This is a genomic window from Shimwellia blattae DSM 4481 = NBRC 105725 (assembly GCF_000262305.1).
In the GTDB taxonomy this organism is placed as follows: domain Bacteria; phylum Pseudomonadota; class Gammaproteobacteria; order Enterobacterales; family Enterobacteriaceae; genus Shimwellia; species Shimwellia blattae.
This window is the reverse complement of record NC_017910.1, coordinates 3,395,696-3,417,636: the sequence shown is the minus strand read 5'-3', so window position 1 is coordinate 3,417,636 and position 21,941 is coordinate 3,395,696. Positions and strand designations below refer to the sequence as shown.

Annotated in this window: 18 protein-coding genes; 8 read left to right on the top strand and 10 right to left on the bottom strand. The window is 59.0% G+C overall.

The window, feature by feature from the left end; all coding sequences use genetic code 11:
- Position 1: 1 nt before the first annotated feature.
- From EBL_RS16020 to kefC, 6 genes are all read left to right on the top strand, one after another.
- Entirely contained in the window at positions 2-940 is a 939-nt protein-coding gene (locus EBL_RS16020) for an FAD-binding protein (RefSeq protein WP_002464132.1), read from the top strand.
- 59 nt (positions 941-999) lie between these two features.
- Positions 1,000-2,286 carry an FAD-dependent oxidoreductase FixC gene (gene fixC / locus EBL_RS16015; protein WP_002464130.1) on the top strand — a complete coding sequence of 429 codons (1,287 nt, stop codon included), beginning with the start codon at positions 1,000-1,002 and terminating at the stop codon, positions 2,284-2,286.
- Positions 2,283-2,570 (top strand): ferredoxin-like protein FixX, encoded by a 288-nt coding sequence (gene fixX, locus EBL_RS16010; RefSeq protein ID WP_002464128.1) that lies wholly within the window; start codon positions 2,283-2,285, stop codon positions 2,568-2,570. The genes fixC and fixX overlap by 4 nt, the downstream gene beginning before the upstream one ends.
- Before the next feature lie 66 nt (positions 2,571-2,636).
- Positions 2,637-3,962: an MFS transporter gene (locus EBL_RS16005; protein ID WP_002464126.1), complete on the top strand. Its 1,326-nt coding sequence runs from the start codon at positions 2,637-2,639 to the stop codon at positions 3,960-3,962.
- 75 nt (positions 3,963-4,037) lie between these two features.
- Positions 4,038-4,568, top strand: a complete 531-nt coding sequence (gene kefF / locus EBL_RS16000) for a glutathione-regulated potassium-efflux system oxidoreductase KefF (RefSeq protein ID WP_002464125.1) — start codon at positions 4,038-4,040, stop codon at positions 4,566-4,568.
- Complete coding sequence (gene kefC / locus EBL_RS15995; protein WP_002464123.1) at positions 4,561-6,423, top strand: glutathione-regulated potassium-efflux system protein KefC; 1,863 nt, start codon at positions 4,561-4,563, stop codon at positions 6,421-6,423. Before kefF ends, kefC begins: the two co-directional genes overlap by 8 nt.
- A gap of 35 nt (positions 6,424-6,458) precedes the next feature.
- Here kefC and EBL_RS15990 read toward each other — a convergent pair whose 3' ends face one another.
- Positions 6,459-7,073 (bottom strand): LysE family translocator, encoded by a 615-nt coding sequence (locus EBL_RS15990; protein ID WP_002464121.1) that lies wholly within the window; start codon positions 7,071-7,073, stop codon positions 6,459-6,461.
- Positions 7,074-7,300: 227 nt separating this feature from the next.
- On the opposite strand from EBL_RS15990, the gene folA reads away from it, so the two are divergent.
- Complete coding sequence (gene folA, locus EBL_RS15985; RefSeq protein ID WP_002464119.1) at positions 7,301-7,783, top strand: type 3 dihydrofolate reductase; 483 nt, start codon at positions 7,301-7,303, stop codon at positions 7,781-7,783.
- Positions 7,784-7,846: 63 nt separating this feature from the next.
- Here the strand turns inward: folA and apaH are convergent, their stop codons facing one another.
- The 6 genes from apaH to lptD are packed head-to-tail and all read right to left on the bottom strand — an operon-like array spanning position 7,847 to position 14,586.
- Positions 7,847-8,695: a bis(5'-nucleosyl)-tetraphosphatase (symmetrical) ApaH gene (gene apaH / locus EBL_RS15980; protein ID WP_002464112.1), complete on the bottom strand. Its 849-nt coding sequence runs from the start codon at positions 8,693-8,695 to the stop codon at positions 7,847-7,849.
- Between the two features lie 3 nt (positions 8,696-8,698).
- Positions 8,699-9,076, bottom strand: a complete 378-nt coding sequence (apaG, locus tag EBL_RS15975; RefSeq protein WP_002464111.1) for a Co2+/Mg2+ efflux protein ApaG — start codon at positions 9,074-9,076, stop codon at positions 8,699-8,701.
- Between the two features lie 3 nt (positions 9,077-9,079).
- On the bottom strand, positions 9,080-9,901 hold the full coding sequence (gene rsmA, locus EBL_RS15970; protein WP_002464110.1) for a 16S rRNA (adenine(1518)-N(6)/adenine(1519)-N(6))-dimethyltransferase RsmA: 822 nt from the start codon (positions 9,899-9,901) through the stop codon (positions 9,080-9,082).
- Positions 9,898-10,887, bottom strand: a complete 990-nt coding sequence (gene pdxA / locus EBL_RS15965) for a 4-hydroxythreonine-4-phosphate dehydrogenase PdxA (RefSeq protein ID WP_014716179.1) — start codon at positions 10,885-10,887, stop codon at positions 9,898-9,900. The genes rsmA and pdxA overlap by 4 nt, the downstream gene beginning before the upstream one ends.
- Positions 10,880-12,172 carry a peptidylprolyl isomerase SurA gene (surA, locus tag EBL_RS15960; RefSeq protein WP_002464108.1) on the bottom strand — a complete coding sequence of 431 codons (1,293 nt, stop codon included), beginning with the start codon at positions 12,170-12,172 and terminating at the stop codon, positions 10,880-10,882. Before surA ends, pdxA begins: the two co-directional genes overlap by 8 nt.
- A 50-nt stretch (positions 12,173-12,222) precedes the next feature.
- Entirely contained in the window at positions 12,223-14,586 is a 2,364-nt protein-coding gene (gene lptD / locus EBL_RS15955; protein WP_002464106.1) for an LPS assembly protein LptD, read from the bottom strand.
- A 237-nt stretch (positions 14,587-14,823) separates the two neighbouring features.
- On the opposite strand from lptD, the gene djlA reads away from it, so the two are divergent.
- A complete protein-coding gene (djlA, locus tag EBL_RS15950; protein ID WP_002464104.1) occupies positions 14,824-15,651 on the top strand; it encodes a co-chaperone DjlA in 828 nt (275 codons plus the stop codon).
- Between the two features lie 69 nt (positions 15,652-15,720).
- Here the strand turns inward: djlA and rluA are convergent, their stop codons facing one another.
- From rluA to polB, 3 genes are all read right to left on the bottom strand, one after another.
- On the bottom strand, positions 15,721-16,374 hold the full coding sequence (gene rluA, locus EBL_RS15945; protein ID WP_014716178.1) for a bifunctional tRNA pseudouridine(32) synthase/23S rRNA pseudouridine(746) synthase RluA: 654 nt from the start codon (positions 16,372-16,374) through the stop codon (positions 15,721-15,723).
- A 20-nt stretch (positions 16,375-16,394) separates the two neighbouring features.
- On the bottom strand, positions 16,395-19,301 hold the full coding sequence (gene rapA / locus EBL_RS15940; protein ID WP_002464100.1) for an RNA polymerase-associated protein RapA: 2,907 nt from the start codon (positions 19,299-19,301) through the stop codon (positions 16,395-16,397).
- A 217-nt stretch (positions 19,302-19,518) separates the two neighbouring features.
- The gene (gene polB / locus EBL_RS15935; RefSeq protein ID WP_002464099.1) at positions 19,519-21,879 is read right to left on the bottom strand and encodes a DNA polymerase II; all 2,361 of its coding nucleotides are present in this window, start codon (positions 21,877-21,879) and stop codon (positions 19,519-19,521) included.
- Positions 21,880-21,941: the final 62 nt, after the last annotated feature.

Here is a 21,941-nt window from a genome sequence, read left to right as displayed (position 1 = left end):
TATGAGCACATTATCCAGTGTTTGGGTGTTTAGCGACAGCGACGCTCGCCTGGCAGAGTTAACCGGGGGCGCGCTGAATTACGGCGCGACGGTGAATGTCTTCACCCTGAACGCCGGGCAAAGCGCGCTGGCGTTTCGCCTCGGGGCCGGGCAGGTTTATCAGCTTGACGGTAAGCCGGACGACCGCATGGTGGAAGATTATGCGGACACCATGGTCGCCGCCATTCGCGAAAGCGGGCAGGGGCTGGTGATGCTGCCCGCCACCCGGCGCGGCAAGCTGCTGGCCGCAAGGATTGGGGCACGGCTGGGGGCGGCGGTATCGAATGATATTTCCGCCCTGTCCGTGAACGAAGGACTGGTGGTGACCCGGCATATGGTGTATGGCGGCCTGGCCGTGGGCGAAGAGTCGGTCAGTTCGCCATTTTGTGTCGTCACCGTCAGTGGCGGCGTGTTTGAACCGGCCGCCGAGTCAGAAGGGCGCACCGGCACCCCGGTCGTGCTGGCGTGGCAGGCCCCGGCCCAGGCCGTGATTCGCACCGCCACCCAGCAGCGGGAAAGCCAGACGGTAAATATCGATAAAGCCCGGCTGGTGGTCAGTGTCGGGCGCGGTATTGGCGGCCCGCAGAACCTGCCCATGGCGCAGGCGTTGTGCTCAGCCATTGGCGCGGAGCTGGCCTGCTCGCGCCCGGTGGCCGAAAATGAAAAATGGATGCCCCATGAGCGCTATGTGGGTATCTCCAATCTGATTATCAAACCTGAGCTTTACCTCGCGGTCGGTATCTCCGGCCAGATCCAGCACATGGTGGGGGCCAACGGCGCCCAGACCATTGTGGCTATCAATAAAGATAAAAACGCACCTATTTTCCAGTATGCAGACTACGGCATTGTGGGCGATCTGCAGCGGATCCTGCCGGTGCTGACCGGGCTTCTGGCCCACTGAGTTAGCGGCGGCAGCGCAGATCCTGGCTGCCGCCGGTCATGATAAATACTGGAGAGTGTATGTCCGACGATATCTTCGACGCGATCATTGTAGGTGGCGGGCTGGCCGGTGCGGTGGCGGCGCTGGTGCTGGCAAAAGCCGGTGCGCAGGTGCTGGTGATTGAGCGGGGCAATTTCGCGGGGAGCAAAAACGTCACCGGCGGGCGCATGTATGCGCACAGCCTGGAGCGCATATTACCCGGGTTTGCCGGGCAGGCTCCGGTGGAGCGGCGCATCACCCGGGAGAAGCTGGCCTTTATGACCGACAGCGGGGCCATGACCATGGATTACCAGAACTGTGCGTCACAGCAGCCGGATACGGTCTCCTGGTCGGTACTGCGGGCAAAATTCGACCCCTGGCTGATGGAGCAGGCAGAAGCGGCTGGCGCCCAGTGTATTACCGGTATCCGGGTGGACAAGCTGGTGGTGCAGGGGGGCAAAGTCACCGGGGTAGAGGCCGATGGCGATGTGCTGGAGGCCCGGGTGGTTATCCTCGCGGACGGGGTGAATTCCCTGCTCGCCACACAGCTGGGCATGACCAGACCCGTGGCGGCAGAAAATGTGGCCGTCGGCGTGAAGGAGCTGATTGAGCTGCCCCGGAGCGTGCTACAGGATCGCTTTAATTTACAAGGTGATGAAGGCGTGGCCTGCCTGTTTGCCGGTTCCCCGACCGGGGGGCTGATGGGGGGCGGCTTCTTATATACCAACCGGGATTCGGTCTCTTTAGGGCTGGTGTGCGGCCTGCACCATTTGCAGGAAGCGAAAAAATCCGTCCCCCAGATGCTGGAGGATTTTAAACACCACCCGGTTATCGCCCCGCTGATTGAAGGGGGGAAACTGGCCGAGTATGCGGCCCACGTGGTGCCGGAAGCGGGGCTGAGAATGCAGTCCGAGCTGGTGCGCGACGGGGTACTGGTGGCCGGGGATGCGGCCGGGATGTGTATGAATCTGGGCTTTACCATTCGCGGCATGGATCTGGCGATTGCCTCCGGTGAGGCTGCCGCTCAGGCGGTGCTGGCCGCCATGGAACGCGAGGATTTCAGCAAGGAGGGCCTTGGCGACTATCTGCGCCTGCTGGAGGCCGGGCCGCTGCGCGATATGCGGATGTACCAGCGTATGCCTGGGTTTCTGGATAACCCGCGCATGTTCAGCGCCTATCCGCAACTGGCGGTGGGAATGGCCAGCCAGCTCTTTACCGTGTCCGGCGCGGCACCTGAACCCCTGCGTAAACAACTCTACCGCCACGGGAAGCAGATTGGCTTTATTAATCTGCTTAAGGACGGCATTAAAGGAGTAACCGCACTATGACTTCACCGGTCAATGTCGATGTCAAACTTGGGATCAACAAATTTAATGTGGATGAGGAGCAGCCCCATATCCTCGTTAAGGCCCAGCCCGATGCCCGGGTGATGGAGCTGTTAACCAAAGCCTGCCCGGCGGGGCTGTATAAAAAGCAGGAGGATGGCTCCGTGCGTTTTGATTACGCCGGGTGCCTGGAGTGCGGCACCTGCCGGATCCTGGGCATGGACAGCGCCCTGGAGAAGTGGGAGTACCCGCGCGGCACCTTCGGGATCGAATACCGCTACGGGTAGTGGGCCACCGGGTTGTGAACCGCGAGTTATCCGCTTATTCCTTCTGGTCCGTAACAGGCAGCAGCCATGCAATCCCGTAATTTTGATGATATCCGTTTTAGTGCCATTCACCGCCGCATTATGCTGTGGGGCAGCGGCGGCCCTTTTCTGGATGGTTATGTCCTGGTGATTATCGGGGTGGCCCTGGAGCAGCTCACCCCGCTGTTAGCCCTCGATGCCCGGTGGATTGGCCTGCTGGGGGCCGCGACCCTGGCCGGGTTGTTTATCGGGACATCGCTGTTTGGCTATATCTGCGACCGGGTGGGCCGGCGCAAAATGTTTCTGATAGACATTATCGCCATTGGCGTTATCTCGCTGGGGACCATGTTTGTCTCCAGCCCGATGGAGCTGCTGGTGATGCGTTTTTTAGTGGGGGTGGTCATTGGTGCCGACTACCCGATAGCCACCTCGATGATCACCGAGTTTTCCAGCACCCGCCAGCGGGCTTTCGCCGTCGGGTTTATTGCCCTGATGTGGTATGTGGGGGCTACGTGCGCCAATCTGGTGGGCTTTGCGCTCTATGATGTACCCGGCGGCTGGCGCTGGATGCTGGGCAGCGCCGTGATCCCGTGTCTGGTGATTCTGGTCGGGCGCTTTGATTTGCCCGAGTCCCCGCGCTGGCTGATTCGCCAGGGGCGCAGGGAGGAGTGTGACCAGATGATGATCAGGCTGTTTGGCGAGAAGGTGCACTTTGAAGAGGAGCCCCCCCAGGACACCCATTTTTCGGCGCTGTTTAACCGCCGCCACCTGCCCTGGGTGCTGTTTACCGGCGCCATCTGGACCTGCCAGGTAGTGCCGATGTTTGCTATCTATACCTACGGCCCGCATATTGTTGGGCTACTGGGGCTGGATCGCGGGCCGATGGCAACCCTGGGCAATGTGGTGATTAGTCTGTTCTTTATGCTCGGGTGCTTACCCGCCATGTACTGGCTTAACCGGGTGGGGCGGCGTTCGCTGCTGTTGCTCAGCTTTCTGCTGATGACCCTGGCGCTTGGTGCGCTGGGCCTGGGGCTGTCGCCGGGGATCTGGCTGGTGGTGAGCTGCTTTGCGGTGTATGCGTTTTTTTCCGGCGGGCCGGGGATCCTTCAGTGGCTCTATCCGAATGAGCTATTCCCCACCGCGATCCGCGCATCGGCGGTTGGGCTGATTATGTCCGTCAGCCGGATTGGCACCGTTATATCGACCTGGGCGCTGCCGGTGTTTATCAGTGAGTATGGCATTGGTCCGACGATGCTGGTCGGGGCGGGGATCTCCCTGGCGGGGCTGGTGATTTCGCTGCTGTTTGCCCCGGAAACCCGGGGGATGCCGCTGGGGAAAACGGCCCGGATGCGTATCCGCCGCCAGTGGCCGTAACCGTACCGGCACTTGTCGTTTTTGTGGCCGTTCGGGATTATCATTATCAGTAGCGTTTATCTGTCTGAGAACCCAATGATACTGATAATTTATGCCCACCCCTATCCACAACACTCCCATGCAAATAAAAGCATGCTGGAGCAGGTCTCCGGCCTGGATGATGTGGAGATCCGGTCGCTTTATGATCTTTACCCGGACTTTGCAATTGATATTGCCGCCGAGCAGCAGGCGCTCAGCCGGGCTGATTTGATTGTCTGGCAGCACCCGATGCAGTGGTACAGCACCCCGCCACTGTTTAAGTTATGGCTGGATAAGGTGCTCTCCCATGGCTGGGCCTATGGCGAAGGGGCCAGTGCGCTGCACGGGAAGAGCCTGCTCTGGGCGGTAACCACCGGCGGAAGCGCCCACCATTTTGAACTGGGTGACCACCCCGGTTTTGAGGTGCTGGCCCAGCCATTACAGGCGACCGCCATGTATTGCGGGCTCCGCTGGCTGACCCCTTTTGTGATGCACTCCACCTTTATTTGTGATGATGAGGCGCTTCAGCCCCAGTCCCGCAAATATAAGCAGCTGCTGCTGGACTGGCAGGAGGCGCACCATGGATAGCCATAGCATGATTCAGGCGCTTATCTATCTGGGCTCGGCGGCGCTGATCGTCCCGATAGCGGTGCGCCTGGGGCTGGGATCGGTACTGGGGTATCTGATAGCCGGCTGTATTATCGGCCCCTGGGGGCTGCGGCTGGTGACCGACGCGCAAACCATTCTGAACTTTGCGGAAATCGGCGTGGTGCTGATGCTGTTTGTGATAGGCCTGGAGCTGGATCCGCGCCGCCTGTGGACGCTGCGTGCCTCGGTCTTTGGTGGCGGGGTGCTGCAAATGGCCCTGTGTGGCCTGGCGCTGGGCGGGTTTTGTATGTTCCTCGGCCTGCGCTGGCAGGTGGCGGTGCTGATCGGCCTGACCCTGGCCCTGTCGTCAACGGCGATTGCCATGCAGGCGATGGGGGAGCGCAACCTGACCCTTTCCCTGATGGGACGACGGGCGTTTGCGGTCTTGCTATTCCAGGATATTGCGGCAATTCCGCTGGTGGCGATGATCCCGCTGCTGGCCAGTAGCGGGGCGTCCACGACCACCGGGGCGTTTTTGCTGTCGGCGGCAAAAATTGCTGGTGCGCTGGTGGCGGTATTGCTCCTGGGGCGCTATCTGACCCGGCCATTGCTCCATTTTGTGGCCCGCTCCGGGCTGCGGGAAGTGTTCAGCGCCATGGCGCTGTTTTTGGTGTTCGGTTTCGGCCTGCTGCTGGAAGAGGCCGGGCTCTCCATGGCGATGGGGGCATTCCTGGCCGGGGTGTTACTGGCGAGCTCTGAATATCGCCACGCCCTGGAAAACGATATCGAGCCGTTTAAAGGGCTGCTGCTGGGGCTGTTTTTTATCGGTGTCGGGATGTCGGTAGACTTCGGCACCCTGCTGGATAACCCCCTGCGGGTGCTGGTGTTGCTGGCCGGATTTCTGGTTATCAAAAGCCTGATGCTGTGGATCCTGAGCATAGCCCTGCGGGTGCCCGGCAGGCAGCGGGGCTGGTTTACCGTGCTGCTGGGGCAGGGCAGTGAATTTGCGTTTGTGGTCTTTGGCGCGGCGCGTATGGCAAATGTGCTGGATGCGGACTGGGCGAAAGCGCTTACCCTGGCCGTGGCGCTCTCTATGGCGGCTACGCCGCTACTGCTGGTGCTGCTCAGTGCTCTGGAAGGGCGCAGTAAGGCCGAGTCCCGGGAGGCGGATGAAATCGATGCGGAACAGCCGCGGGTGATTGTGGCCGGGTTCGGGCGCTTCGGGCAGATTGCCGGGCGTCTGTTACTCTCCAGCGGGGTGAAAATGGTCATTCTGGATCACGATCCGGACCATATTGAAACCCTGCGTAAGTTCGGTATGAAGGTATTCTTCGGGGATGCGACCCGCCTGGACACGCTGGAGTCCGCCGGGGCGCAAAAAGCCGAAGTGCTGATTAACGCCATTGATGATCCGGCTATCAGCCTTGAGCTGACGGAGATGGTGAAAAATCATTTTCCCCACCTGCAGGTAATAGCCCGGGCCCGGGATGTTGAGCACTATATTCAGCTGCGCCACGCCGGGGTTGATCGCCCGGAGCGCGAAACCTTCGAAGGGGCGCTGAAAGTGGGGCGCTACGCGCTGGAAGCGCTGGGGGTCGGCAGTTACGAGGCCCGGGAGCGGGCAGACCACTTCCGGCGCTTTAATGGCCGGATGCTGGAAGAGATGGCCGCGGAAGATCATGACGATAAATCCCTGGTCGCCCTGAGTAAGCGCACCAGTGCGATGCTGTCGGATATTATCAGTGAGGATCGCGCCCTGCTGGATGATACCCAGCGTAATGGCTGGCAGGGAACCGCCGAAGGGCTCCACAGCGGTAATGAAAACGACGAGCCGGATGTAAAACCGCGCTCCTGAAAGTGGTCACGGGCGGCGGTGCCGCCCGTGACTGATTAGCTGAGCGCCACTTTGATCCCCAGCGCCAGTAACACCCCGCCGAGCAGTTTGTCGATAATCTTTTGCGCTTTTGCCAGCCCCTTACGCACCGGCTCGCTCTGGATAAGCACCACCAGAAGCGGCCACCAGATAAACGACAGGCCGACAATGATCCCGGCGTACCAGAGTTTCTCCATAACACCGGAGTGGACGTTCAGTACCTGGGTGAACATCGCCAGGAAGAAGAGCGTGGCCTTCGGGTTCAGTAAATTGCACAGATAACCCTGTAAAAACGCTTTTTTCAGGGTGGTTTGCTGAGGGCTGTCCTGGCGGATATCCATGGTCGCGCCCCCCCGGGAGAGCAGCGCCTGCACGCCAATCCAGCACAGGTAGGCGGCCCCGGCGTATTTCAGCAGGCCAAAGAGCCACGGAGTGGTGGTGATAACCACCGCCAGGCCCGCGACACAGTAAGTCATATGGGTGGTGACCCCGGCAATCACGCCCAGGGTGGTCATCATGGCCGCCGCCCGGTGATAGCGGGTGGCATTGCGGATAACCAGGAAAAAGTCCGGCCCCGGGGAGAGCATTCCCAGGGCGGCGATGGTCGCAACAAACAGGCTGGTCTCTAACATGGTGGTTTCTCATCCAACGGGATCCGCCCACTATAACGCAGCACGGGGAGCCCCGGTAAGTGCAAAAATTTCATCATCCGCAACGCAGGGAAGACAATAGGCCACGGCACTGTAACCGGGCGCGGACAGCAAAAGCGAAAAAATTCGCCGCCACCGATCGGTGGTTAGTCGACTAAAGATTATGCTTTCCGTATAGTGGCGACAATTTTTTTCACTGGAATCGAATCATGATCAGTCTGATTGCAGCGCTGGCGGTAGATCGGGTTATCGGGATGGAAAACGCCATGCCCTGGGACCTGCCTGCTGACCTGGCATGGTTTAAGCGTAACACACTGAATAAGCCGGTCGTTATGGGGCGCCTGACCTGGGAGTCCATTGGCCGGCCATTACCCGGGCGTAAGAATATTGTCATCAGCAGTAAGCCGGGCGATGACGAACGGGTGGAGTGGGTGAGCTCTGTTGATGACGCCATCGCCGCCTGTGGCGATGCGCCGGAAATTATGGTGATCGGCGGCGGCCGGGTTTACGATCAGTTCCTGCCCAAAGCGCAGCGCCTGTACCTGACCCATATTGATGCTGAGGTAGAAGGGGATACCCACTTCCCGGAATATGAACCGGATGAGTGGCAGTCGGTATTCAGTGAGTTTCACGATGCGGACGAGAAAAACTCCCACAGCTACTGCTTTGAGATCCTCGACCGGCGCAGCTGACAGCGGCGTGGCGGTGGAAAAACGGCCTTTTTCTCAGGGGAGGAAAAGGCCGTTTTGGTTCTATCAGGCTTGCCGGGCGCCGGGCTCTTCTTCCCGGGGGGGCCGGGTAGAGGGCTGAACAAACCACTGTTTGTCTTCCCAGCGCAGGCAGGTGAGATTCCCCCCCCAGCAGCAGCCGGTATCCAGCGCGTAAATCCCCTCCGGGGTGCCGTTCCCTTCCAGGGATGCCCAGTGCCCGAATGCAATACTGTAGTGCTCCGCCACCGGGCCCGGGATATCAAACCAGGGTTTGAGCGGTGCCGGGGCGTTTTCCGGCGCGTCTTTACAGAACATATCCAGCTGGCCGCCCGGGAAGCAGTAGCGCATCCGGGTCAGCGCGTTGGTGATAAACCGCAGGCGGGCAAGCCCGGTAAGATCACGGCTCCAGTTACTGGGCAGATCCCCGTACATGGCGTCAAGAAATAGCGGGTAGCTGTCGCTGGAGAGTACGGCTTCGACGTCGCTGGCGCAGGCGATGGCGGTGTTGATATCCCACTGGGGGGTGATCCCGGCGTGGGCCATAACCAGTTTTTTATCTTCATCGACCTGTAGCAGCGGCTGGCGGCGTAGCCAGTTAAGCAGGGCGTCTGCATCCGGGGCGCTGAGCAGCTCGTTCAGTTTGTCCTTCGGCTTATTGCGGCTGATGCCCGCATAGACCGCCAGCAGGTGTAAATCGTGATTGCCCAGCACCAGGCGCACCGCTGACCCCAGGGATTTCACATAGCGCAAAACCTTAAGGGAGTCCGGGCCGCGGGCGACCAGATCACCGGTCAGCCAGAGGGTATCCTGGTCGGGTGAAAACCCGACCTTGCGTAACAGGGCGATCAGCTCATCGTAGCAGCCGTGAACGTCGCCAATCAGATAGGTAGACATTTTTCAGTGAATAAAGTCCGGAATAGCAAGACGGAAAACAGGAATTGCTACACGGAAGCCATTTCCCTGTTCATCGACCATTTCATAATGGCCCTGCATGGTGCCCAGCGGGGTTTCAATGACCGCCCCGCTGGTGTACTGATATTCATTGCCGGGGGTGATCAGTGGCTGAACGCCAACCACGCCTTCCCCCTGGACTTCGGTCTCGCGACCGTTACCGTTGGTGATTAGCCAGTAGCGGCCCAGCAGCTGGACCGGGTTTCGCCCCAGGTTACGAATGGTGACGGTGTAGGCAAAAACGAAGCGCTCATCATCCGGGGACGACTGGGATTCGATATAGACACTCTGAACCTGAACACACACGCGGGGCGAATCTAACATGGCTTAGCTCTCCTTCGGGGGCGGGTTATCAGCAACAAAATTCGCTAACTGACAATACTGCGCCACAGAGATGTTTTCTGCACGCATCGCCGGATCAATGCCCAGCGCCGTCAGTTGCTCTGCGCTGAAGAGGTTGCCCAGACTGTTACGGACGGTTTTACGGCGCTGATTAAACGCCTCCGTGGTAATACGGCTGAGAATACGCAAATCTTTTACCGGGTGCGGCAACTGCGCGTGCGGCACCAGGCGTACCACGGCGGAATCCACTTTCGGGGCCGGGGTAAAGGCAGACGGCGGCACCTGAAGCACCGGGATCACCTGGCAGTAATACTGGGCCATCACACTTAACCGACCATACGCTTTACTGTCCGGACCGGCAACCAGGCGATTGACCACCTCTTTTTGCAGCATAAAGTGCATGTCTTTAATGGCGTCAGTATAGGTGAACAGGTGGAACATCAGCGGGGTGGAGATATTGTACGGCAGGTTACCGAATACCCGCAGCGGCTGGCCGAGGGTTCTGGAGAGCTCGCCAAAATCCATGGTCATGGCATCTTGCTGATAGATGGTCAGTTTTGGCGCCAGGAACGGGTGGGTCTGCAAGCGGGCGGCCAGATCGCGGTCCAGCTCGATAACCGTTAAGGCATCAAGGCGTTCGCCTACCGGCTCGGTCAGTGCCCCCAGGCCCGGGCCGATTTCCACCATGGCCTGGTCTTTTTGCGGGTTAATGGCAGAGACAATACTGTCGATAACGAACTTATCATTAAGGAAGTTTTGCCCGAAACGTTTACGGGCTAAATGGCCCTGATGAACTCGAGTATTCATTGACTATTAACAATCATTTTAATGGCGAGATTAAGCGCCGTGATAAAACTGCCGACATCTGCTTGCCCGGTGCCTGCCAGATCGAGCGCAGTACCGTGGTCCACAGAAGTACGAATAAAGGGTAAACCAAGGGTGATATTCACCGCCCGGCCAAATCCCTGATATTTTAGCACGGGCAGGCCCTGATCGTGATACATCGCCAGTACCGCGTCGGCATGGTCGAGATATTTGGGCTGGAACAGGGTATCGGCCGGTAACGGGCCGGTGAGGTTCATCCCCTGCTGGCGCAGTTCACTGAGCACCGGAATGATAGTGTCTATCTCTTCGTGGCCCATGTGGCCGCCTTCCCCTGCGTGCGGGTTCAGCCCACACACCAGAATATGGGGGCTGGCGATACCGAATTTGGTGCGCAGATCGTGATGCAGAATACCGATTATCTGGCGCAGCAGCGGTTTGGTTATCGCCCGGGCCACATCTTTCAGCGGCAGATGGGTGGTGGCCAGTGCTACCCGTAGCTCTTCGGTTGCCAGCATCATCACCACTTTTTCGCTGTGGGCGCGCTGTTCAAAGAACTCCGTATGCCCGGTAAAAGGGATACCGGCGTCGTTAATGATCCCCTTATGGACCGGGCCTGTGATAAGGGCCGCAAACTCGCCACTCAGGCAGCCGTCGCAGGCCGCGGCCAGGGTCTCCACCACATACTGGCCGTTGGCGGCGTTCAGGGTGCCGGGGATGGCCGGGGCCTGAAGTTCACGGGGAAGCAGTGTCAGGGTGCCAGAGCGCTGGGGGCTGGCGGGGGTATCCGCGTGGTAGGGGAGGAGAGTCAGGGGGAGCCCCAGCAGTGCTGCCCGTTCAGACAGTAATGAGGGAGAAGCACAGACGACCATTTCAACGGGCCAGTCGCGCTGTGCCAGCGCGACGACCAGGTCGGGGCCAATCCCGGCGGGTTCGCCGGGAGTGATGACCACACGAGGTGTATTAGCCATTGCCATCCAGAATTTTTACGTAAGCACTGGCACGCTGTTCCTGCATCCAGGTGGCCGCCTCTTCAGAGAATTTGCGGTTAAACAGCATGCGGTAAGCGCGATCTTTTTGCGCCATATCGGTCCGGTCTACGGTGCGGGTATCCTGCAGCTGAATCAGATGCCAGCCGAAGGAGGAGTGTACCGGGCCGCTTATCTGGCCTTTGTTCAGACGCATCAGCGCATCGCGGAATGCCGGATCGTAGATATCCGGTGCCGCCCAGCCTAACTCACCGCCCCGGTTAGCGGAGCCGGGATCCTGAGAGTTCGCTTTGGCCGCCGCATCAAAGGTCAGCTTGCCGCTCTTAATGTCTGCGGCGATCTGCTGCAGTTTTTCCCGGGCCTGATCGTCAGACATGATCGGTGAGACTTTCAGCAGGATATGGCGGGCGCGGACTTCGGTCACCGAAATGCTCTGGCTCTGGCCACGCATATCGTTCACTTTCAGAATATGGAAACCCACACCGGAGCGGATAGGGCCAATGATGTCGCCTTTTTTCGCGGTGGACAGGGCCTGAGCGAAGATAGTCGGCAGCTCCTGAATGCGCCCCCAGCCCATCTGGCCGCCTTTCAGGGCCTGCTGGTCGGCAGAGTAGGTGATGGCCAGCTTACCGAAATCGGCACCGCTGTTGGCCTGCTCAACCACGGTGCGCGCCTTGCTTTCGGCATCGCTGACCTGATCCGGTGTCGGGTTTTCCGACAGCGGGATCAGAATATGGCTGAGGTTCAGCTCGGTGCTGGCATCGTTCTGATTACCCACCTGGGCTGCGAGATTTTCTACCTCCTGGGGCAGAATATTGACCCGGCGGCGCACTTCGTTATTGCGCACTTCGGAGATGATCATCTCTTTACGAATCTGGTTGCGATAGGTGTTGTAGTTCATGCCTTCGTAAGCCAGACGGCTGCGCATCTGATCCGGCGTCATATTGTTCTGCTTGGCGATATTGGCTATCGCCTGGTTCAGCTGGTCGTCACTGATCGTCACGCCCATTTTCTGACCCATCTGCAGCACAATCTGATCCATTATCAGGCGCTCCATGATCTGATGACGCAGGGTGCTGTCATCAGGAAGCTGTTGCCCACCCTGGCTGGCGTTCAGTTTAACGGACTGCAGCAGCTCGTTAACGTCGCTTTCCAGCACAACGCCGTTATTAACAACGGCTGCGACTTTATCCACAACCTGCGGGGCGGCGAAGGTGGTGCTGGCGACTAATGAAAGCCCAAGCAGCAGCGTTCTCCAGTTCTTCATACATTTTCCATTCTGTTTAACCGCATAGCGGTTGAGTAATTAGACCCAAATTAGAGTGAACTCTGGTACGGCAAAATATTGGACCGCAACATCTGGCTGGTGCCGAGGCCGTAGTTAGAGCTCAGGCCACGCAGCTCGACGTTAAAGCCGATGGAGTTGTCGTATTTACTCCGGTTATCCTGCCAACCGTTAATTTTACGCTCGTAGCCGATACGCAGCGCGTAACAGCAAGAGTTGTACTGCACGCCGAGCATCTGATCCGCTGCGTGGTTGACGTTGGTATCGTAGTAATACGCGCCCACTACCGACCAGCGGTCTACGATAGGCCAGCTGGCCGTAATCCCCACCTGAGCGATACCGTCTTTGTAACGGTCGTCGGTGGAGTAGTAGCTGGGCAGCGTGGCTTTAATGTATTCCGGGCTGGCATAGCGGTAGTTCAGCTGTACCATCCGGTCTGCATCGCGGCGATATTCAATGGCCGCATTGCCGTTCGCGATGTTATCCAGACGGCGATCGTACTGCACGCCGCCGCGCAGACCCCAGCGGTCGGTCATGCGCCAGTAGGTATCACTGGCCCAGACAACCGAGCCGGTGCGGCGCTGATCTTCATAGTTACTTGCCTCATCTCCGGTGCGTGGTTTACTGAAGTAGTAGATTTGACCCACAGAGAAGTTAAATCGTTCCACGGCCGCATCATCATAGACGCGGGTCGTCAGGCCGGTAGTCACCTGGTTTGCTGAGGCAATACGGTCCAGACCACTGTAAGTGCGGTCACGGAACAGGCCGGAGAAGTCAGACTGCAGCAGGGTTGAGTCGTAACTGTTGATGGAGCTCTGGTCGCGGTACGGCACATACAGATACTGGGCGCGCGGCTCCAGGGTCTGGGTATACCCCTGTGACCAGTCCATATTGCGCTCAAAGACCATTTTGCCGTCCACTTTAAACTGCGGCATTACGCGGTCTTCACTGGATTTCAGCCGGTTGGCCGCATCCAGATTGCCCGGGTTGTTTTTGGCTACCCAGCGGCGGAACTCGTTGAGGTTATCCTGCTGGTAATGGGTGGCCAGCAGTTTGGTTTCGGTGGTCAGGCTGCCCCAGTCGTTAGCCAGCGGTAAATCCAGGGTTGGCTCAAGGTGCAGACGGGTGGCTTCCGGGTAGTTGCTGTTCGCATTCTGGAAGTGCACCGCCTGGCCGTAAACATGGAAATCAAACGGCCCGAGGTTGTCTTTATAGTAGTTGACATCCAGCTGCGGCATCGCCTCATAGGAGTCTGAACTGTCTGCATTAAAGACCTGGAATTTACGGGTCGACACGGTGGCATCGAAGTTTTTATCCCAGTAGCCGGCACTGAAGATCTGCGTGGCGTAACCATCGGTACTGGAGCCGTATTTGGAGTCGAAGTCGTTAAAATAGTCTTCGTCGCTCACTTTGGTAAAGTTCGCGCTCAGGCGCCATACCTGGTCGATGACCCCGAAGTGGTTCCAGTAGAACAACCAGCGGCGGTCACGATCGTGGTTTTTAGAATAATCGTCATCGGACGGTAAATAGTCCAGCTCCATTACCCCGGCCCCGGCGTGGGTCAGGTAGCGGAATTCGTTTTCCCACATCAGGCCGCGCTTATCCATATAGTGGGGCGTGATGGTGGCATCCACGTTTGGCGCGATGTTCCAGTAGTAAGGAAGGGCGAATTCAAAGCCGTTTGTGGAGCCGGTTTTAAAACTGGGGATCAGGAAGCCTGAGCGGCGCTTATCGCCGACCGGCAGCTGCAGATACGGGCTGTAGAAGACCGGCACCGGGCCAATCTTAAAGCGCGCGTTCCAGATCTCGGCAATCTCTTCCTGGCGGTCGTGAATAATTTCACTGCCGACCACGCTCCAGGTATCAGAGCCTGGCAGGCAGGAGGTAAAGGTCCCGTTTTCCAGGATAGTGTAGCGGTTTTCGCCACGCTGCTTCATGACGTCTGCTTTACCGCGGCCCTGGCGATCCACCATCTGGTAATTACCTTTCCAGACGTTGGTATCTTTGGTGTTGAAGTTGGTCCAGGCTTTGGGACCGGTCAGAATCATCTGGTTATCATCGTAGTGCACGTTACCCAGTGCATCTGCGGTGCGTACCGTCTCCGTCTGGCCTTCTGCCTGCTTCTGGTGAAGTTGTACTTCATCAGAGGTCAGACGGCTGTTGCCCTGTTGAATGTCTACATTACCGGTAAATGTGGCATTATCCGGATAGTCGCCACCGGCGTGATCGGAGTTAATGGTTACCGGAAGATTATTGGTATCGCCTTGTACCAGCGGCCGGGTATAGCTGGGCACGCCAAGCATACACTGAGAGGCAAGATCAGCGGCAAGGCCCTGTTGGCTGTATAGCGCTGTACCAATCATAGTGGCCAGCAAGGTGGGAATACGTTTTTTCATGCGCGTTATTCGTTGTTCCATCATCATTGGCTTAGCGCCGGCAAACGGACAGAGACTAACGTAGTCATCAATTCTGTGCCAGTGTTATTCCTGCTTGTTTGCCCGTGGATACCCTGACGCTCAGGATGCTGCGCTGAACTGCAACACACTGGTTGATGGGTATATGTTAGTCACCGTTTGGATTGACGGGTATGATAAAGCAAATTCTAGCTGACGGCATGACCATTTGGGGAGTATATGCAGTATTGGGGAAAAGTGGTGGGTGTTGCAATCGCCTTATTAATGGGCGGCGGCTTTTGGGGCGTGGTGCTCGGGTTTCTGGTCGGGCATCTGTTTGACCGGGCCAGAAGCCGCAAAACCGTGTGGTTTGCCAATCAGCAGCAGCGGCAGGCGGTCTTTTTTACCACCACCTTTGAGGTGATGGGCCATTTGACCAAAGCCAAAGGACGGGTCACCGAGGCGGATATTCAGGTCGCCTCATTGTTGATGGATCGCATGCAGCTGACCGGCGAGTCCCGGGATGCGGCTCAGCGGGCCTTTCGCAACGGCAAAGAGGCCAACTATCCGCTGCGTGAAAAAATGCGCCAGCTACGCCAGGTGTGCTTTGGCCGTTTCGATTTGATTCGCATGTTCCTGGAAATTCAGATTCAGGCAGCATTTGCCGATGGCTCCCTGCACCCGAATGAGCGCGATGTGCTGTACGTGATTGCGGAAGAGCTGGGTATTTCGCGTATGCAGTTCGACCAGTTCCTGCGCATGATGCAGGGGGGCGCCCAGTTTGGCGGTGGGTATCAGCAGCGCACCTCCGGCTCCCGGCGTAGCGAAGGCTGGCAGCAGGCGCAGCGCGGCCCAACCCTTGAAGACGCCTACAGTGTGCTGGGGGTCAAAAGCAGTGATGATGCCCAGACCATCAAGCGCGCTTACCGTAAGCTGATGAGCGAGCACCATCCGGATAAGCTGGTGGCGAAAGGTCTGCCGCCGGAAATGATGGAAATGGCCAAACAGAAAGCCCAGGAAATTTCGCAAGCCTGGGAGATGATCAAAGAGGCGCGCGGGTTTAAATAACCCCCTCTGTTGCGGATAAAAAAAGCCCCGGGAAGCGATTCCCGGGGCTTTTTGGTACTGGCCGCCGCTTTAGAAATCCGGCGGCGCTTTAAAGGTCATTTTGTTACCAAATACCGGGTGGGTAATGGTCAGCATTTCGGCGTGAAGCTGCAGACGCGGCGCCATGGCCAGTGCCTGCGGGTGGGCATAAAACCGGTCACCGAGGATAGGATGCCCCAGGGCCAGCATGTGTACCCGCAACTGGTGAGAGCGCCCGGTCACCGGGTGCAGCAGCACCCGGGTGGTATTGTCCGCGCCGTACTCCAGTACTTCGTACCCGGTCTGGGCCGGTTTGCCGGTTTCAAAACACACTTTTTGCTTCGGGCGGTTCGGCCAGTCGCAAATAAGCGGCAAATCCACCAGCCCCTTTTCTGCTGCCAGATGGCCCCAGACCCGCGCAATATACTGCTTTTTCGGCTCCCGTTCGCGAAACTGGCGTTTCAGCTCCCGCTCGGCGGCCTTGGTCAGCGCCACCACAATCACACCGCTGGTGGCCATATCCAGGCGGTGGACGGACTCCGCCTGCGGATAGTCGCGCTGGATACGGGTCATGATGCTGTCCCGGTGCTCTTCCAGGCGGCCCGGGACCGATAACAGGCCGCTGGGCTTATTCACCACCATGATATGGTCGTCCTGATACAGGACCACCAGCCAGGGATCCAGAGGCGGGTGATAGGCCTCCATCGCCGGGGTCTGGCCCGCCATTACTGGTGGGTGACCACAATCAGGCGCAGGGCATCCAGCCGCCAACTGGCCTGATCCAGGGCTTCCATCACCTGGGCGCGATTGCTTTCAATGGCCTCCAGCTCATCATCACGGATATTCGGGTTCACCGCTTTGAGGGCTTCAAGGCGCGCCAGCTCCGCAGACAGTGTTTCATCCGCTTCGTGACGGGCCGCATCGATAATCGCCCGGGCCTCTTTTTCCACCTGGGTTTCCGCCAGCTGTAAAATCCCGTGGACATCCTGCTGGACTGCGTTCACCAGCTTGCTGCCCGTATGGCGGTTCACCGCGCTCAGCTGGCGGTTAAAACTTTCAAACTCCACCTGGGCTGCCAGGTTGGTGCCGTTTTTGTCCAGCAGCATACGGACGGGGGTTGCCGGCAGGAAGCGGCCGAGTTGCAGCTGTTTCGGCGCTTTGGCCTCCACCACGTACATCATCTCAACCAGCAGGGTGCCGACCGGCAGCGCTTTGTTTTTCAGCAGTGAAATTGCGCTGGTGCCCGTATCCCCGGAGAGGATCAGATCCAGGCCATTGCGAATAATCGGGTGCTCCCAGGTGACCAGCTGGGCATCTTCCCGGGACAGAGCCACATCGCGGTTAAAGGTGATGGTGCAGCCGTCTTCCGGCAGGCCCGGGAAGTCCGGCACCAGCATATGATCAGACGGGGTTAGCACAATCATATGCTCGCCGCGATCGTCCTGGTTAATCCCGATGATATCAAACAGGTTCATGGCGAAGTTCACCAGCGCCGGATCGTTATCCTGGGCGGCAATATCATCCGCCAGTTGCTGGGCGGCTTCGCCACCGTTGGAGTGGATCTCCAGCAGCCGGTCGCGGCCCTGCTCCAGCTGCACTTTCAGCGCGTCATGCTGGGCGCGGCAGGTTTTAATCAGCTCATCAAAACCGGTGGTGTTGTCCGGGGCGGCCAGGTATTCCACCAGCTGACTGCAGACGCTGTCGTAAATGGTGCGCCCGGTAGGGCAGGTGTGTTCAAAGGCATCCAGCCCTTCGTGATACCACTGGACCAGCACTTCCTGGGCGGTTTTTTCCAGGTAGGGCACGTGGATCTGGATATCATGAGCCTGGCCGATACGGTCCAGGCGGCCGATACGCTGCTCCAGCAGGTCCGGGTTGAACGGCAGGTCGAACATCACCAGGTTGCTGGCAAACTGGAAGTTACGCCCTTCAGAGCCGATTTCGGAGCACAGCAGTACCTGAGCGCCGGTGTCCTCTTCGGCAAACCAGGCGGCGGCCCGGTCCCGTTCGATTATCGACATGCCTTCGTGGAAGACGGCGGCGCGGATCCCCTCGCGCTCGCGCAGCACCTGCTCCAGCTGCAGCGCGGTGGCGGCTTTGGCGCAGATCACCAGCACTTTTTGTGAGCGGTGGCGGGTCAGGTAGCCCATCAGCCATTCCACGCGCGGATCAAAGTTCCACCAGGTGGCGGAGTCCCCTTCAAATTCCTGATAGATCTGCTCCGGGTAGAGCATATCCCGGGCGCGCTCTTCAGCGGATTTACGCGCCCCCATGATCCCGGAGACCTTAATCGCGGTCTGGTACTGGGCAGGCAGCGGCAATTTAATGGTGGAGAGGCTGCGCTGGGGGAAGCCTTTGACCCCGTTACGGGTGTTGCGAAACAGCACGCGGCTGGTGCCGTGGCGGTCCATCAGCATATGGATAAGCTCTTTACGGGCATCCTGCGCGTCGGCGCTGTCGCTGTTTGCCGCCTGCAGCAGCGGCTCGATATCCTGCTCGCCGATAAGCTCACTCAGGGTGTTGAGCTCATCGCGGCTCAGGTGGTTGCCTTCCAGCAGGAGTGCCACCGCATCGGCGACCGGGCGGTAGTGCTGTTGCTCTGCCACAAACTGCCCGAAGTCATGAAAACGGTTCGGATCCAGCAGGCGCAGACGGGCAAAGTGGCTTTCCATGCCCAGCTGTTCCGGGGTGGCGGTCAGCAGCAAAACGCCTGGGATATGCTCCGCCAGCTGTTCAATGGCCTGGTATTCACGGCTCGGGGCCTCTTCGCTCCACACCAGGTGGTGGGCTTCGTCCACCACCATCATGTCCCACTCGGCGTCACACAGGTTTTCCAGACGCTGCTTGTTGCGGCGCACAAAATCCAGCGAGCAGATAATTAACTGTTCGGTATCAAACGGGTTGGTGCTGTCGTGCTGGGCTTCCGCATAGCGCTCGTCATCAAACAGGGCGAAGCGCAGGTTAAAGCGGCGCAGCATCTCTACCAGCCACTGGTGCTGGAGGGTTTCCGGCACAATAATCAGCACGCGTTCAGCGGCCCCGGCCAGTAACTGCTGGTGGATTATCATCCCGGCTTCAATGGTTTTCCCGAGGCCCACTTCGTCTGCCAGCAGTACGCGCGGTGCGTGGCGGTGGCCCACATCACGGGCGATATGCAGCTGGTGGGGGATAAGGCTGGTGCGCATGCCGCGCAGGCCGCTCCAGGGCTGGCGGGACTGTTCGCTCTGGTATTTACGGGAGCGAAAACGCAGGGCAAAGCGGTCCATCCGGTCCAGCTGCCCGGCAAACAGCCGGTCCTGGGGCTTGCTGAAGACCAGTTTACTGTCGAGGAAGACCTCGCGCAGCGGCACACCGGTCTCTTCGGTATCCATGCGGGTGCCAATATAGGTCAACAGACCATTTTCTGCTTTTACTTCGTCAACTTTCAGCTGCCAGCCTTCGTGGCTGGTCACGGTATCACCCGGGTTAAACATCACCCGGGTGATGGGGGAGTCATTGCGGGAGTAGAGGCGGTTCTCATCGGTGGCGGGAAATAGCAGAGTGACCATTCGCGCATCCATGGCGACTACAGTCCCTAAACCCAGTTCGCTCTCTGTGTCGCTGATCCAGCGTTGACCAAGTGTAAAAGGCATATCGTTTCGGCTCTTTAGTTTCGAGTTTTACAGGCGGTAGCACGGCCTGGCGCCCATGGTGTGGCACCAGGCCTGAAAATGAGTGAATACTCACCACGTTCCACGCATCCGGTCAGGGCCCGGATTGTTCGCGGAGCTGATGCCAGAGTGCGCATAAAAAATGGTGGGTATTTAGGAAGGGCGCTATGGTACTGGATGAAAGGCGTTTCGTCACCTGTCAAAATAGCCCGAGCTGCCCGGTAACCAGTGTAGCAAAATCATCGCCCAGGAAGGGTAAAATCCCGTCTGCCACTGGCTTGAGCTGGCGCGACAAATAGTGCTCATAATCCAGCGCAGACTGGCGATATTCCAGCGGTTCGGGGCCGTTTATCGTCCAGATGTAATCAATGGCGCCGCGATTCTGGTACTGCTGCGGGCGGCCGAGGCGCACATTTTGTTCATCAGCCATACGCGCGGCGCGCACATGGGGCGGGATATTGCGCTGATATTCACTCAGCGGGCGGCGCAGGCGTTTACGGTAGACCAACTGGTCGTCCAGCTCCCCGGCCATCAGCCTGGCGACGGTGTCGCGAATATAGTCCTGATAGGGCTGATGGTGGAAAATACGCAAATACAGCGCCTGCTGGAATTGCCGGGCCAGAGGGGTCCAGTCGGTGCGTACTGTCTCCAGCCCTTTGAAGACCATCTGCTGCGCCTCTCCCTGCCCGGTCAGCCCGGCGTAGCGTTTTTTACTGCCGGTTTCGGCCCCGCGGATGGTGGGCATCAGAAAGCGGGCGTAATGGGTTTCATACTCCAGCTCCAGGGCGCTGGTCAGCTGCATCTCCTGGTGTAAATGGTCTTTCCACCACTGATTTACCTTTGCCACCAGCTGGCGGCCAATCTCACTGGCCTGCTGCTCGCCGTGGGCCTGTTTCAGCCAGACAAACGTTGAGTCCGTATCCCCGTAGATAACGTCATAGCCTTCCGCTTCGATCAGTGCTTTAGTCTGGCGCATGATTGCGTGGCCGCGCCGCGTGATTGACGAGGCCAGCCGCGGGTCGAAGAAGCGGCAGGCGCTGGTGCCCAGCACCCCGTAGAAGGCGTTCATCAGAATTTTCAGCGCCTGGGAGAGCGGTTTATTGTGCTGGCGTTTTGCCTCATCGCGGCCCAGCCAGATCTGCTCCACAATGGCGGGCAGGCAGTGCCGGGTGCGTGAAAACCACGCGCCGAGGAAGCCCTCCACGCTGTGGGCGGGCTCCGGGTGGGCCATCCCTTCCACCAGCCCCAGCGGATCAATTAAAAAGGTGCGGATAATCGACGGGTAGAGGCTTTTGTAGTCCAGCACCAGGACGGAGTCATACAGCCCCGGCCGGGAGTCCATCACATAGCCGCCGGGGCTGGCCTGGGGCGGAACCTCTCCGAGGTTGGGGGCCACATAGCCGCTGCGATGCATGCGCGGGAAGTAGAGATGATAAAACGAGGCCACCGAGCCGCCGTGGCGATCGGCGGGCAGGCCGTTGACCGTGGCGCGCTCCAGTAAGAAGGGCATCAGCTCCGTTTTATGGAAGATGCGCGTGACCAGTTCACAGTCTTTCAGGTTATAGCGGGCAAGGGCGGTTTTATCCTCCCGGAACAGGCGCTCTATCTCATCGAGACGCTGCCAGGGGGCGTTAATCGCTTTCCCTTCTCCCAGCAGCTCCCGGGCCACGTTTTCGAGGGCAAAAGAGGAGAAGTTCCAGAAGGCCGATTTCAGCGCTTCGATGCCGTCGATAATTAAGCGCCCCGTGGCCTGGGCAAAAAAGACCCCGGGCTTAAAACCGTGCTCCCGCCACTCCAGCTCCTGTTGCCCGCGCCCCAGCCGCAGCGGGATCCGGTAACGTTCGGCACTCTCCTGCAGGACCCGCAGATCAAACTGCACCAGATTCCAGCCGATGATGACATCCGGATCCTGTTCGGCAAACCACTGGTTGAGCTTCTCCAGCAGCTGCGGGCGGCTGCTGACGTACTCCAGCTGTATACCGTCACCGGCGTGGCTCTCCTGCGCGGGCCCCAGCATATAGACCTGGCGCTGGCCGCAGCCCTCCAGACCAATGCAGTACAGCTCGCCGTGGCGGCTGGTTTCGATATCCAGTGAGACCCATTTCAGCGGTGGCCGGTAGCCGGGGGCCGCTTTGAGGCGCGCGTTTACCAGCCCCCCGGGGGCCGCGTCGCCGCACACCTCCACCGGGGCATTAATAAAGCGCTCCATCAGGTAGCGTTCCGGGGGGCGGATGTCCGCCTCATACACGGTGATCCCCGCCTCTCTGAGGCGTTTTTCCAGGCGCAGGAGCTGGCGGTACTGGCGGCAATAGAGCCCGCACACCGGCTGGCGGTGAAAATCCTGCAGAGCAAGGGGCACCAGGCGCCAGTGGTGCTCCTGTGCCAGGAGCTGCGCGGCACGGGATTGCTGATGTTGTGGAATAAACGCCACAGATTCCTGAGGGGGCAGGGTGACGCTGAGCGGGCCATGATCCGTGGCCAGCCAGAACGTTACCACCGTGCCCTGGGGGGTATCCTGCCAGTGGCGGGTGAGCAGGAACCCCTGGCATACCTGGGTCACTGGATTGTCCGCAATAAAAAAACCAGGCCTGAGTATAGCCTGGTTTCCGGGAAATAACTGCG

Excerpts from the sequence above, each read along its gene's own strand:
- EBL_RS16020 (WP_002464132.1), top strand. The coding sequence starts at position 2 with ATGAGCACATTATCCAGTGTTTGGGTGTTTAGCGACAGCGACGCTCGC.
- fixC (WP_002464130.1), top strand. The coding sequence starts at position 1,000 with ATGTCCGACGATATCTTCGACGCGATCATTGTAGGTGGCGGGCTGGCC.
- fixX (WP_002464128.1), top strand. The coding sequence starts at position 2,283 with ATGACTTCACCGGTCAATGTCGATGTCAAACTTGGGATCAACAAATTT.
- EBL_RS16005 (WP_002464126.1), top strand. The coding sequence starts at position 2,637 with ATGCAATCCCGTAATTTTGATGATATCCGTTTTAGTGCCATTCACCGC.
- kefF (WP_002464125.1), top strand. The coding sequence starts at position 4,038 with ATGATACTGATAATTTATGCCCACCCCTATCCACAACACTCCCATGCA.
- kefC (WP_002464123.1), top strand. The coding sequence starts at position 4,561 with ATGGATAGCCATAGCATGATTCAGGCGCTTATCTATCTGGGCTCGGCG.
- EBL_RS15990 (WP_002464121.1), bottom strand. The coding sequence starts at position 7,073 with ATGTTAGAGACCAGCCTGTTTGTTGCGACCATCGCCGCCCTGGGAATG.
- folA (WP_002464119.1), top strand. The coding sequence starts at position 7,301 with ATGATCAGTCTGATTGCAGCGCTGGCGGTAGATCGGGTTATCGGGATG.
- apaH (WP_002464112.1), bottom strand. The coding sequence starts at position 8,695 with ATGTCTACCTATCTGATTGGCGACGTTCACGGCTGCTACGATGAGCTG.
- apaG (WP_002464111.1), bottom strand. The coding sequence starts at position 9,076 with ATGTTAGATTCGCCCCGCGTGTGTGTTCAGGTTCAGAGTGTCTATATC.
- rsmA (WP_002464110.1), bottom strand. The coding sequence starts at position 9,901 with ATGAATACTCGAGTTCATCAGGGCCATTTAGCCCGTAAACGTTTCGGG.
- pdxA (WP_014716179.1), bottom strand. The coding sequence starts at position 10,887 with ATGGCTAATACACCTCGTGTGGTCATCACTCCCGGCGAACCCGCCGGG.
- surA (WP_002464108.1), bottom strand. The coding sequence starts at position 12,172 with ATGAAGAACTGGAGAACGCTGCTGCTTGGGCTTTCATTAGTCGCCAGC.
- lptD (WP_002464106.1), bottom strand. The coding sequence starts at position 14,586 with ATGAAAAAACGTATTCCCACCTTGCTGGCCACTATGATTGGTACAGCG.
- djlA (WP_002464104.1), top strand. The coding sequence starts at position 14,824 with ATGCAGTATTGGGGAAAAGTGGTGGGTGTTGCAATCGCCTTATTAATG.
- rluA (WP_014716178.1), bottom strand. The coding sequence starts at position 16,374 with ATGGAGGCCTATCACCCGCCTCTGGATCCCTGGCTGGTGGTCCTGTAT.
- rapA (WP_002464100.1), bottom strand. The coding sequence starts at position 19,301 with ATGCCTTTTACACTTGGTCAACGCTGGATCAGCGACACAGAGAGCGAA.